The sequence below is a fragment of the Streptomyces sp. TLI_105 genome (assembly GCF_900105415.1).
Taxonomy (GTDB): Bacteria; Actinomycetota; Actinomycetes; order Streptomycetales; family Streptomycetaceae; genus Streptomyces.
This window is the reverse complement of the sequence record NZ_FNSM01000001.1, coordinates 877,440-889,251: the sequence shown is the minus strand read 5'-3', so window position 1 is coordinate 889,251 and position 11,812 is coordinate 877,440. Positions and strand designations below refer to the sequence as shown.

Annotated in this window: 12 protein-coding genes and 3 pseudogenes; 5 read left to right on the top strand and 10 right to left on the bottom strand. The window is 71.2% G+C overall.

All coding sequences use genetic code 11. The annotated features are described in order from the left end of the window. Positions 1–54 precede the first annotated feature (54 nt). Positions 55–672 carry a TetR/AcrR family transcriptional regulator gene (locus tag BLW86_RS04120; protein WP_093872737.1) on the bottom strand — a complete coding sequence of 206 codons (618 nt, stop codon included), beginning with the start codon at positions 670–672 and terminating at the stop codon, positions 55–57. A gap of 162 nt (positions 673–834) precedes the next feature. On the opposite strand from BLW86_RS04120, the gene BLW86_RS04115 reads away from it, so the two are divergent. Together BLW86_RS04115 and BLW86_RS04110 are read left to right on the top strand one after the other, a co-directional pair. Next, on the top strand, positions 835–2,238 hold the full coding sequence (locus tag BLW86_RS04115; RefSeq protein ID WP_093872736.1) for a purine-cytosine permease family protein: 1,404 nt from the start codon (positions 835–837) through the stop codon (positions 2,236–2,238). 66 nt (positions 2,239–2,304) lie between these two features. Beyond that, the gene (locus BLW86_RS04110; RefSeq protein WP_093872735.1) at positions 2,305–3,966 is read left to right on the top strand and encodes an amidohydrolase; all 1,662 of its coding nucleotides are present in this window, start codon (positions 2,305–2,307) and stop codon (positions 3,964–3,966) included. A 110-nt stretch (positions 3,967–4,076) separates the two neighbouring features. Here BLW86_RS04110 and BLW86_RS04105 read toward each other — a convergent pair. The 4 genes and pseudogenes from BLW86_RS04105 to BLW86_RS04090 form a co-directional block, all read right to left on the bottom strand. Beyond that, positions 4,077–4,522 (bottom strand): annotated as a pseudogene (locus tag BLW86_RS04105) (HAD-IA family hydrolase); the annotation flags it as partial. A gap of 91 nt (positions 4,523–4,613) precedes the next feature. Then, positions 4,614–5,279, bottom strand: coding sequence for a DUF305 domain-containing protein (locus BLW86_RS04100; protein WP_093872734.1), 666 nt, complete (start codon positions 5,277–5,279; stop codon positions 4,614–4,616). A 99-nt stretch (positions 5,280–5,378) separates the two neighbouring features. Next, complete coding sequence (locus BLW86_RS04095; RefSeq protein WP_093872733.1) at positions 5,379–5,831, bottom strand: DUF6153 family protein; 453 nt, start codon at positions 5,829–5,831, stop codon at positions 5,379–5,381. Between the two features lie 51 nt (positions 5,832–5,882). Continuing rightward, positions 5,883–6,227: a tetratricopeptide repeat protein gene (locus BLW86_RS04090; protein ID WP_093872732.1), complete on the bottom strand. Its 345-nt coding sequence runs from the start codon at positions 6,225–6,227 to the stop codon at positions 5,883–5,885. A gap of 104 nt (positions 6,228–6,331) precedes the next feature. Between BLW86_RS04090 and BLW86_RS04085 the strand changes: the two genes are divergently transcribed. Next, positions 6,332–7,297 carry a pirin family protein gene (locus BLW86_RS04085; protein WP_093872731.1) on the top strand — a complete coding sequence of 322 codons (966 nt, stop codon included), beginning with the start codon at positions 6,332–6,334 and terminating at the stop codon, positions 7,295–7,297. Between the two features lie 303 nt (positions 7,298–7,600). Here BLW86_RS04085 and BLW86_RS41865 read toward each other — a convergent pair whose 3' ends face one another. The 3 genes from BLW86_RS41865 to BLW86_RS04075 all read right to left on the bottom strand — a co-directional run bounded on the left by BLW86_RS41865 (position 7,601) and on the right by BLW86_RS04075 (position 9,925). Further along, positions 7,601–7,765 carry a hypothetical protein gene (locus tag BLW86_RS41865; protein ID WP_177181547.1) on the bottom strand — a complete coding sequence of 55 codons (165 nt, stop codon included), beginning with the start codon at positions 7,763–7,765 and terminating at the stop codon, positions 7,601–7,603. 83 nt (positions 7,766–7,848) lie between these two features. Beyond that, on the bottom strand, positions 7,849–9,501 hold the full coding sequence (locus BLW86_RS04080; protein ID WP_143060217.1) for a PAS domain-containing protein: 1,653 nt from the start codon (positions 9,499–9,501) through the stop codon (positions 7,849–7,851). Between the two features lie 46 nt (positions 9,502–9,547). Beyond that, positions 9,548–9,925, bottom strand: coding sequence for a PadR family transcriptional regulator (locus BLW86_RS04075; RefSeq protein WP_093872729.1), 378 nt, complete (start codon positions 9,923–9,925; stop codon positions 9,548–9,550). A 425-nt stretch (positions 9,926–10,350) separates the two neighbouring features. On the opposite strand from BLW86_RS04075, the gene cutA reads away from it, so the two are divergent. Next, positions 10,351–10,494, top strand: coding sequence for a divalent cation tolerance protein CutA (gene cutA, locus BLW86_RS43950; RefSeq protein WP_371129443.1), 144 nt, complete (start codon positions 10,351–10,353; stop codon positions 10,492–10,494). Between the two features lie 118 nt (positions 10,495–10,612). On the opposite strand, the pseudogene BLW86_RS04065 reads toward cutA, so the two are convergent. Continuing rightward, positions 10,613–10,777: pseudogene (locus tag BLW86_RS04065) on the bottom strand (FAD-dependent oxidoreductase); the annotation flags it as partial. Positions 10,778–10,836: 59 nt separating this feature from the next. On the opposite strand from BLW86_RS04065, the gene BLW86_RS04060 reads away from it, so the two are divergent. Next, entirely contained in the window at positions 10,837–11,121 is a 285-nt protein-coding gene (locus BLW86_RS04060) for a hypothetical protein (RefSeq protein ID WP_093872728.1), read from the top strand. A 7-nt stretch (positions 11,122–11,128) separates the two neighbouring features. On the opposite strand, the pseudogene BLW86_RS04055 reads toward BLW86_RS04060, so the two are convergent. Continuing rightward, positions 11,129–11,764, bottom strand: a pseudogene (locus BLW86_RS04055) (peptidase dimerization domain-containing protein); the annotation flags it as partial. Positions 11,765–11,812 lie beyond the last annotated feature (48 nt).

The following is an 11,812-nucleotide window of genomic DNA, read 5'->3' as shown; positions in this document are numbered from 1 at the left end:
GGTCCTCGAGGGATGCGGGTCACTCGAGGGATGCGGGTCCTTGAGGGAGAGGGGTCACTCGCTCGAAGGGTACGGGGGGACCAGGGCGCGCGCCGCCGAGCGCGCGGCCTCGAGGGCGGGCCGGAGGTCCCGGCCCGACTCCTGGCCGAGGACCACCCGGGTGCTCAACCCGTCGAGGAGGGCCAGGAGTTCGGAGGCGCGGGCGGCGGCGTCCAGCGGGGCGAAGCGCCGTCGTGCCGCGCCCGCCGTGAGCAGGTTCTCCAGGTCCTCCTGCCAGCCCGTGTCCAGTTCGGCCTGCGCCTCGCGGAGTGCCGTGTTGCCGGGGGTGCGGGCCCAGAGCTCGATCCACAGGGTCCAGCGCGGATCGCGCGGGCCGCGCGGGAGGTAGAGCCGCAGGAAGAGGTCGAGCTTGCGCTCGGCCGTGATCCGCCGGGCGAGGAGCGCGCGCCGCTCCTCGGCGAGCGCGGCCTCGCTCCACCGGAGGGCGGCGAGCAGCAGCAGGTCCTTGCTGCCGAAGTAGTACAGGATGTGGCCGCCGCTGGTGCCGAGCCGCTCGGCGAGCGCCGACATGGTGAGGGAGGCGAGGCCGTCCTCGGCGATCGCCGCCATGGCCTCCTCCAGCATCCGCTCCTGGGTGACGTTCCCGTCCCGCCGTCGTGCCGCGCCTGCCACCGCCGCCGTCCCCGTCCTGCCGTTCCATCGACTCCCGTGTCCGGGGTCGACCTTAACCGCAACCTCCCGAGGTCTTGACGTGGCCAGAACCCTCGCGCATCTTGAATGCCGTTCTAAAACTTAGAACGGCATTCAAGATGGCATCCACGACAGGAGTGCGGCGTGCTCGAACGCGAGACGGTGCCCGTGGCCACGGGCCGGACAGCGACCGACGAGGTCTTCCAGGTCGAGGAGCACGGGATCGACCCCATCCCCGACGCCGAACGGCACGGCGGGGCCAAGGACGTCTTCTGGCTCTGGTTCGGCTCGAACCTCACCTTCACCTACGTCATCAACGGCGCCCTCGCCGTCGCCTTCGGACTCTCCTTCTGGCAGGCCACCGCCGTCGTCGTGCTCGGCGGCCTCTCCTTCCTCGCCATCGGCGCGGCCGGCCTCAGCGGCGTGCGCACCGGCACCGCCACCCTCGTCATCTCCCGCGCGGCCTTCGGCCGCCGCGGCAACTGGCCCGCCGGCCTGCTGAACTGGATCGTCAGCATCGGCTACACCATCGTCAACACCGTGGTCGGCACCCTCGCCCTCGAAGCCTTCTTCACCGACCTCGGCTGGCACGGCGGACACACCGCCCGCGCCCTCGCGCTCGCCGTCACCCTCGCGCTGACCTTCGCCGTCGCCCTCTGGGGCCACGCCACCGTCCAGTTCGCCGAGCGCTGGATGGCGTACGTCCTCGCCGCCGGCTTCGCCGCCCTGCTCGCCCTCGTCCTGCCCGGCGCCGACACCTCCGCCCCCGCCGCCGCGCCCGGCGCCTCCGGCTGGAGCCTCGCCTTCGTCGTCATGCTCGCCGGCCCCTTCTCGTACCTCCCCATGCCCGCCGACTACACCCGCTACCTGCCCCGCACCACCAGCCTCAAGGCCGTCACCTGGAGCGGCGCCCTCGGCGGCTTCGTCTCCTCCGTCGCCCTCGGCATCGCCGGAGTGGCCGCCGCCACCCAGGTCGACATGACCGACGCCGTCGCGGGCACCGAGAGCCTCCTCCCGGGCTGGTTCCAGCCCCTCTTCCTCGCCCTGGTGCTCGGCGGCTCCGTCACCAACTCGATCATCACGCTCTACTCGTCGAGCCTGAACCTCCAGGTCCTCGGCATCCCCTGGAGCCGGGCCCGCGCCATCGTCATCAGCGCGGCCGTCACCGCCGTCGGCTCACTCGGCGCGCTCTTCCTCACCGACTTCACCACCTCCCTCCTCTCCTTCCTCTCCCTCCTGATCATCGTCTTCGCCCCCTGGGGCGGGGTCTTCCTCGCCGACATGGTGCTCCGCCGCTGCACCTACGACTCCGCCGCCCTGCACGCGGACACCGGCGGCGCCTACTGGTACCGCTCCGGCTGGCACCCGGCCGGCCTGACAGCCCTCCTCGCCGGCCTCCTCTTCTCCGCGCTCACCTGCGACTCCGAGCTGTGGACCGGCCCCCTCGTCGCCCTGCTCGGCGGCGCGGACCTCACGCTCCTCGGCGCCGTCGTCTCCGCCCTGGTGTACGTGCTCCTCGCCCGCCGCACCGTGACCCCCGTCCAGTAACCGCCCCCGTTCAGTCAACGCCCCCGTCCGGTAACCGCCCTCCCGTACGACACGGAGCCCCGCCCCATGAACCGCACCGCCCCCGCCGACCTCGTCCTCACCGGGGCCCGCATCCACACCGTCGACCCGGCGCTCCCCGAGGCCCAGGCCCTCGCCGTCCGCGCCGGACGCATCGTCTGGATCGGCGCCGCCGCCGGAGCGGCCGACTGGACGGGCCCCGAGACCCGGATCCTCGACGCCGGCGGCCGACTCGTCCTGCCCGGCTTCGTCGACGCCCACAACCACGTCCGCCTCGGCTCCGACGACGCCTGCGTCCAGCTCGCCGGAGCCCGCACCCTCGACGCCATCCACCAGCGCATCCGCACCTGGCACGCGGCCCACCCGGACGCCGGGTGGATCGAGGCCGAGGCCTTCGACTACTCCGCGATCCCCGACGGACGGATGCCCACCGCGGCCGACCTCGACCCGGCCACCGGGGACACCCCCGCCCTCGTCCTCAGCTACGACGTCCACACCGCCTGGCTCAACACCGCCGCCCTCCGCCGCCTCGGCGTCGACCGAGACCACACCGAGTTGCCCTTCGGACGGGCCGTCACCGACCCCGCCACCGGCGAGCCCACCGGATTCGTCAAGGACTTCGCCGTCAAGGGCCTCTCCCGCGAAGGCCACCGCGCCCTGCGCGAGCTCGGCCTCCCCTGGGCGTCGCCCGACCGGCAGTACGGACGGCTCGCCAAGAGCCTGGACGACGCCATCGGCTACGGCATCACCACCGTCGTCGAACCGCAGAACTCCCTCGACGACCTCGCCCTCTTCGAGCGCGCCCGCGCCGAGGGCCGGCTCCGCTCCCGGATCGTCGCCGCGCTCTTCCACCCGCGCGGGACCACCGAAGCGGACCTGGACGACTTCGAGACGGCGGCCGACGAGTACGCCGACGACCGGCTGCGGGTCGGACCGCTCAAGCTGTACATCGACGACGTCGTCGAACCCCGCACCGCCGCCCTCCTGGAGCCGTACGTCGGCTGCTCCCACCACCGCGGCGACACGTTCTACCCGCCCGAGGAGTTCGCCGAGCTGCTCACCCGGCTCGACGCGCGCGGCTTCCAGTGCTTCGTCCACGCCACCGGCGACCGGGGCATCCGCACCGTCCTCGACGCCGTCGAGCGGGCCCGCGCCGTCAACGGGCCGCGCGACGCCCGCCACCAGGTCGTCCACGTCGAGTGCCTCGACCCGGCCGACACCCCGCGCTTCGCCGAGCTCGGCGTCGTCGCCTGCATGCAGCCCCGGCACGCCGCCCCCGACATCGCCGGACCCGGCCAGGACTGGGCCGAGAACGTCGGCCCCGAGCGCTGGCACAAGGCCTGGCCGCTGCGCAGCCTGCACGCGGCCGGTGCGGTCCTCGCGCTCTCCAGCGACTGGAACGTCGCCGAGATGGACCCCATGGTGGGCATCCACGCGGCCGTCACCCGCCGGCCGCCCGGCGGCGGCGAGGCCTGGACGGCCGGCGAGACGATCGACGTCGCCACCGCCGTCGAGGGCTACACGATGGGCTCGGCCTACGCCAACTTCCTGGAGCACGAGCGGGGCTCGCTGACGGTCGGCAAACTCGCCGACTTCGTCGTCCTCTCCCGCGACATCCTCCGCATCGCCCCCGAGGAGATCCCGGGGACGGTGGCGGAGACGGTCGTGGTGGGCGGCGAGGTGGTCGTGGACCGGCGACCGGGGGCGTGACGGGTCCGGGCTTCCTCGGCCGGCGGCCCGCTCCAGGGTCGGCGACCGGGGGCGTGAACGGGTCCCGATCGTCGTGACGGGTCCCGACCGGCGTGACGGACGCCACCCCCTCAGCCGGCGACCCGCTCCAGGACCGGTGCCAGGGCGGACGGCCGCAGGTCCGCGGGCAGCGGGTCGACGAAGTGCACCGGGCACCCGAGCGCCCGGGCACCGCCGTCGGCGGGCCGGCTGTCCCCGACCATGAGCACCTCCGCCGGCGGGAGCCCGAGGAGCGCGCAGGCGGCCCGGAAGATCGCCGGATCGGGCTTCCGGGCCCCCACCTCGTACGACAGCACGTAGCCGTCCACCAGCGTGTCGAGCCCGTGGGCCCGGAACACCGGACGAAGGTCCCAGCCGATGTTGCTCACGACGGCCACCGGGACCCACGGTCGCGCAGGGCGCGCAGCGTGGTCTCGGTGTTCGGGTACGGGTGCCAGGCCGCCGGGTCCCTGTGCCGCTCGTACAGCGCCTCCACGAGCTCCGGGGCGGTGAACCCGGCCTCCCTGGTGAGGGCGGTGACCAGGGATACGGGAGGCACGGGGCACGACGCCGGGGGCGGCCCGTCCGAGGAGGGACGGGCCGCCCCGGAGCCGGGCGGGATCGCGGGATCAGAGGCGGTCGAGGATCTTCCGCAGCTGGTCGACCTCGGCGGACTGGGTCCGCACGACGTCGTCGGCGAGCTTCCTGGCCGTGGCGTTGGAGCCGTTCTTCTGCTCGTCCTTCGCCATGGCGACGGCGCCGTCGTGGTGGGCGATCATCAGCTCCGCGAACTTCCGGTCGAAGGCCTTGCCCTTCGTGGCGGCCAGGTCCTTCATGTCCTGGTCGGACATCATCCCGGACATGCCGTGTCCGGAGCCGTGTCCGGAGCCGTGTCCGGCGGACTCCGGCTTGCCCCAGCCCTTCAGCCAGGCCTTCATCTTCCGGATCTCCGGCTCCTGGGCCTGCTCGATCGCGGCGACCAGCTTCTTGACCTCGGGGTCCTCGGCCCGGCCGTCGGCGAGCTCCGCCATCTCCAGGGCCTGCTCGTGGTGGGGGATCATCATCTGCGCGAACATGACGTCCGCGTCGTTGAAGGCGCCGGGCGCGGAGTCCGCGCCGGCGGCGGGAGCGGAGGCGGTGGCGGAAGGCGTGACGGAGGACGTGGCGGACGTACCGCCGTGCTCCGTCCCGCTCGTGCCGTCGTCGGTGCCGCAGGCGGTCAGGAGCAGCCCGGCTCCGGCGAGTGCCCCGACCAGGGCGAGCTTGCGGGTGGTGCGGTGCGTGAAGACGCGCATGGGTGTACCTCGTGTGCTGTGTGTACGTACAGGCGGAAAAGGGAAGACCGGCGGCGCGCGGGGGCGGCATGGAGCGGCCCGGGGCGCGTCGGGTTCGGTCTAGATCCGCAGGACGGACAGCTGGGCGAGGTCGGGGGGCCGTGGGGGAGGGGCGTGCGGCCCGACGGCACGGACGAGCCGCGCGAGGGGGAGGGCGAGCCAGTCGGGGCGGCGTCCGAGCGCGGCCCGGACGAGTCCCACGAGCAGCCAGGCGCCGAGGACGGCCACGCAGAGGGTGGTCATGTCCATCCCCGTACCCGGCTCGTGCCGGGCGTCGGACCCCTCGTCGGCGTGCGGTGCGCCGTCGTGCGACGCGGCGTCGTACGCGGGGGAGCCGTGGTGCGAGACGGACACGGCATCCATGCCCGTGCCCGTGTCCATGCCCCCGCCGGAGCCCTCGGGATGGCCGACGGCGTGCATCAGGAACACCCCGAGCGCGAGCACGACGACGAGCAGGAGGTGCCCGATGGCACCTCCCGCTCGCTCACCGCGTTCCGCTCGGTGTGTACGCACAGCCAGGACCTCCTGGCGGCGAATATACCGTGCGGGGGTATCAGGCGCGCGTCAGGACGGGGTCTCGCCCGTCATGGCGGCGGCCATCCGCAGGTGCGGCGCGGCCTCGTCCGAGCGGCCCTGGCGCTCCAGGGTGCGCCCGAGCATCAGTCGGGCGTAGTGCTCGACCGGGTCGCGCTCCAGGACGGCGCGCAGCTCGGTCTCGGCGCGGGAGAGCTGCGCGGAGTGGTAGTAGGCCCGGGCGAGGAGCAGCCGCTGGGCCGTCTGCTCCGGGTGCTCCTCGACGAGGCCCTGCAGGATGCGGACGGCGGTTCCGTACTCCTTCGCGTCGAAGAACAGCTGCGCCCGCTCCCAGCGCTCCCCGGCCGTACCGAACTCGTAGTACGTGTCGCTCACTTGCGCTCCCTTTCCAGAGCTTCGGATCTGCCACCCTGGGAGGTGGTCGACCACGTCAACACCGCCGGTTAGTTGAACATTCCACCAAGGATGGGTTGAGCGCCATGAGCAATCTCGATCGTCAGGCCACTCTGTCCGTGTGCGGAGGCCGCGGCTTCGTCGTCGCCGAACCGGTACGGGAGCTGCTCAGCCCCCGCCGCGTCCAGCTCGGCGAGTCGACCGAGGTCCGCAGACTGCTCCCGAACCTCGGCCGGCGCATGGTCGGCGCCTGGGCCTTCGTCGACCACTACGGTCCCGACGACATCGCCGACGAGCCCGGCATGCAGGTCCCCCCGCACCCGCACATGGGCCTGCAGACCGTCAGCTGGCTCCACGAGGGCGAGGTGCTCCACCGCGACTCCACCGGCAGCCTGCAGACCATCCGTCCGCGCGAACTGGGCCTCATGACCTCGGGCCGGGCGATCTCCCACTCGGAGGAGAGCCCCCGGCCGCACGCCCGCTTCCTGCACGGCGCACAGCTCTGGGTCGCCCTCCCCGACGCCCACCGGCACGTGGAGCCGCACTTCCAGCACCACGCCGACCTGCCCCGGATCACGGCGCCCGGCCTCACCGCCACGGTGATCCTCGGCGCCCTCGACGGAGCCGCCTCGCCGGGCACCACGTACACCCCGCTCGTCGGCGCGGACCTCGCCCTCACGGCGGGCGCCGAGACGAGCCTCCCCCTGGAGCCCGACTTCGAGTACGCGGTCCTCGGCATGTCCGGCGAGGCCCATGTCGACGGCGTCCCCGTCCTGCCCGGCTCCATGCTCTACCTCGGCTGCGGCCGTACGGAACTCCCCCTCCGCGCCGACTCCGACGCGGGCCTGATGCTCCTCGGCGGGGAACCCTTCGAGGAGGAGATCGTGATGTGGTGGAACTTCGTGGGCCGATCCGGTGACGAGATCGTACAGGCGCGAGAGGACTGGGAGAAGGGCGAGCGGTTCGGTGAGGTGCACGGCTACGACGGCGCCCGCCTGACCGCCCCGGAACTGCCCGCCACCCCGCTGAAACCGCGCGGACGAGTGCGCTGACCTGGACAAACGTGTGAGCGGGCGGGCCGTGCTCCTCCTCGCGCCCGCGATGCCGGGACCCCCGATCCGCATCCTGTTCCGTGCTCGGCATTCGGGGGTCTGCTGGGATTGAGAGGGGGCGGCCGAGTCCCGTGTTCAAGCTTGTGTGTCAGCGTTCAATCGGATCGATGCTGACCTTTTGCTGACTTTTCTGACGGGCAGTCAGGTGGTGGGGTGGTCCGCCGTTCGCCGCCCAGATGCCGAGGGCCGAGACCCAGGCGGAGTCGCTGGAGCGTGACTGGGCGCGAATGACGCGGGTTCTCGTCAGCGGCCGATCAGCTTGTGCAGACCGAGGGTGCTTGCCCCGAAGCCGGTCATGGCGGCAAGCAGGGCGCCAGGGACGTTGCTTGTGGACAGGGCGGTGAGCGCACCGGCAATCGTGCCGATGAAGGCCGCCGTCAGGAGCACCAGGGCCGTTCGTAGGCTCACCAGTGGTTCCGTGTCAGGAGGTGATGGTGTCGGCGTGGGGTCGGCCTGTGATGCCGTCCCCGGGTGGGGAGGGGGCTGTGTGCTCATGCCGGTTCCTTTTCGCGGCCGCTGCGGACGGTGTAGGCGTATCGAGGCATGGCGAACAGCTGATTGAGGATCCACTTCCACCGGTCGCTGAGCCTCGGGAGGTCAGCCAGGTAGCCCGCCTGCTCCTCCAGCCATTCGGCCCGCTCGGCCGCCGGTAGGAGCAGGGCCCCGAGCTGCAGCACCCGGTCGGCCGGCTCGCCAGGGCCACTCTTCCGTTCCCCGTGCCTCATGGGGATCGGGACCTCATGCGTTGCGTCGGCTCTTGGAGGCCGGACCGTGCTTGCTCTCTCCTGAGACTCTGGAGGCGGCAGGCCGAGGGAGGGGAACGGGGTGCTCGGGCCGGCATGCCTTCCGAACCGGCTTGGAATCCGGCTGCGACCGGTCACGTCCCGGCTGTTGAAGATCAGTCCGCCCTGGTGGCGGTTGACGGTCGACTCAACGTCCAGCCACCGGCCGTCGCCGGATCGGAAGCGGTAGTCCAGCAGTGTGGTGGGTTCATCCGCGGGGCTGGCGGCGAGGAAGCGACGGGCCTCGTGGAGCAGAGCGCCCAGGTCCTCGGGGTGGACGAGTGTGGCCAGTTCGCACCCGATGAGATCCTCGGCGTTGCGTCCGTAGACCGCGCGGGCGGCGGGGCTGACGTACCGGAGTACGCCGCTTGGCGCGGTGACCATGATGACGTCGCTGGAGCTCTGGACCAGGGAGCGGAAGTGCTGCTCCTTCTGCGCCAGCTTCTGGGCGAGCGCGATGTTGTCGAGGAGCATGATCCCTTGGCGGAGCACGAGCATCATGACGACGCTGCAGCTGACGAGGACGACCACGCTATCTACCCGACGGCCGTCGATGACGGTGGCAAGGATCCCCAAGGTGCACGTGGCTGCGCCGAGGTACGGTGCGAGCGCCTGCAACGAGTCGTTGTGCGGATGGCCGGAGATCCGGGGGCTCCGCAGCCGTCCAGGGGCATCGGATGTGACAGGTCGCCAGGGACCTCGGAGAGCGCGCACGACCAGGAGCGAGCCACCGACCCAGGCGACTCCTCGCAGATGCACAGGCAGGAGCAAGTCGCCGGCCGCGATCAACGCCAGCGCTGTCACGGTTGCGAGGCCTGGTCGGCGATCGGCCCCGGTGGCCCTGCGGTGCATCACCATGGCGGTCGATACGAGGGCGATCTCCAGCAACGCGCCAGTGAGGGAGACAGCGGTGTGCTGCGTGGCGTCGGTCGGAGACAGAGTCCAGAACAGCGTGAACAGGGAGCTGCCAAGCAGCCAAACGTCGATGGTCATGCAGACCCAACCGGCTTTGCTCGTAGGCCATCTGGTCAGAAGGAGAAGACCGGAGGCGGCAGGCGGGACGAACAACAGAAAGATCAGCCGGGTGAAGTCGTGACTACCGGTGCTGCCGCTCGCCATGACCGTATACCAGCCTGAGAGGCAGTGACCGAACGTCGCCATCGTGAACGACAGCGTGAACAGCATCCAGGCGCGTTGGGATCGGTGACGGTTCCGCCCCTGGCGGTGGCAGGCCGCTGCTGCGGCAGCAGTGGCGGCACCTAACGCGAAATCGCTCATCACCAGCGCGAGGCGCCCGGATCCCCAGCTCACGACTGACCCGGCGACACAGGTCGCGTAGACGCCTGACAGGAGGATGGGCATGAGCCATCCCTCGCTCAACCTGTCGAGGATCGCCGTGTTTCCACGCTCACTCACCGGTACCTCCGGCCAGTCCTGGGCGGGCGGTGCCCGGCAGCGGCATTGCCGGTGCCCGAGTCCTCGCTTCGGCGAGAGCCTGTGGGGCCGTTGCGGCTCCCTTGGAGCTGATGCGGTAGAAGCGGCGGCGCGGGCGGCCCTCGGCTTCAGCGGTCTCGTCCCGTTCCCAGTACCGTTCGACCCAGCCCGCTTGGCGCAGCCGTTCAAGGATGGGGAACAGCGTGCCGTTGGGCAGGCCGGTGCGTCGGGACAATTCCAGCCCGTACAGCCCCTCGGTGAGTACCACAGACCGTTGCCCGGTGTCGTCGCCCTGGCCCAGGAGGGCGCGCAGCACAGTCTGTGTGTGCGGCGTGAGCTTCACATCCTGCATGGCAGGCAATCTACTTGGGTAGACACCGGCTCGTCTACCTAAGTAGACAATCACCGATAGCGGAACTGGCCTTCCCGATCGCTGATTTGGAAGACGGGCGCGGTGCTGGTCAGGCAGATACCCAAGGCGCGAGCATCGCACCTGCGCGAACGGGCGCAGCCTGGCCCTCCCAATCCAGAGTGGGAGGAGACGTCCTTCGGTGACCCCCGCGCGAGCCGCCCGAGGTCAACCGGCACGCGCGGTACATCAGCTGAACCAGGGTCCCAGTACATCCGCCTTGGGAGGAGTAGCCGTATGACGATCGAGATCGTGATCGCACAGACGACCACCGACGACGAAGAGAAGGCGAAGACGCTGGCTCTCGGGGCGGGTGGAAGGGCGAGATCGAGAAGGCGACGGAGTGGCGGATCTCGTACAAGACGACGGTGGATCGGCTTCTGGAGCTCCAGGATTGGGTGCACACGGAGCACAGCTACGAGGTGCCGGAGGGGATCACGCTTCCGGTGACTGGAGGATCCGAGGCGTACCTTTCCTGGGTGGTCGCCGAGTCCACGCCGGGCGACGCGTGAGCTGCAGCTGATCCGCCCGCAACACCGGGCTGCCGCGGTTCGGGCGGCGAGCCGTCTGGGGCGATCATGAGGTCGAGGTGTGCCAGGCCATCTGGGCCTTGGGCAGCACGTACGCGTGCATCGCTTTCTCGTACGCCTCGATCGCCGCCGCTGGCTCACCGGGGTTCTTCACGATGGCGAGGGCGAGTTCGGCGCCGTCCAGCATGGCGAGGTTGGCGCCGGCCCCGGCGAAGGGGGAAATGAGGTGGGCGGCGTCACCGATGAGGGTGACGCCGGGCCGGCGCCTCGACCCCGGGCCTGGTCAAACTCTTCGTCGACGTCGACGTCGACGCCGCCGCGGCCGTGGCCGAGCCTGACCACCCGGCCCACGACCTCCTCCAGGGCCGCTACGCCGACGGCCGGCGCAACATCGCCACCCAACTCGCCGCCCACACCGAAGACTCCGAGCCCCCGCAAGCCCCCGGAACCCCGACGGAGATCGACGCCGAATGGGCGGCCCGGATCCTGCCTGCCGCCACGGACGGACTCCAGCTCCAGTGGCTGCTGAGGCCGGAGATCGACATGCCCGCCGACCTGGCCACCTTGTACGGGGTGCTGATGGACGCCCTGCGACGCGGACGCGCCTGATGTCCGATCAGGCCAGGCGGCTCAGTGCCGCCGAGACCAGCGTCCGCACCCCCGGCACGAGCACCGACAGGTCGGGGGCGAAGAGCGGGCTGTGGTCGCCCGGGACGTTGCCGAACTTCTCGGCGAGGTCGGCGCCGGAAGCCGCCTCCCACACGTCGGCCGGGGTCGACGTCACGTACCAGTAGTCGTACGGCACCCCCTCGGGCGCGAGGAGGGAGAAGTCCTCGCTTCCCATCGCCGGTCCGAAGTCGCACACCGTTTGCGCGCCGAATATTTCGCGGTGCACGGCGGCGATCGACTCGTCGAGGGAGGCGTCGTTGACGGTGTTCGGGTAGCCGGGCTGGACGGTGACTTCGGGCGGGGCCGGACAGCCCGCCGTACGGCACTCGCCCTTGACGATCCGGTGGACGGCGTCGAGGACCCGTTCGCGTACCCGGGTGTCCTGCGTGCGCAGGTTCAGGGACAGCCGGGCTTCGGAGGGGATGATGTTGTGCTTTGTGCCGGCGTGGAACTGTCCGACCGTCAGGACGACCGGTTCGCGCGCCGCGATCTCCCGCGAGACGACGGTCTGCAGCCGGGTGACGATGTACGCGGCGGTCACCACCGGGTCGACGGTCGACTCGGGGCGCGAGCCGTGCCCGCCGATATAAAACTGCCGGACGTTGGTTACACATGGGTCTCCGAACAGACG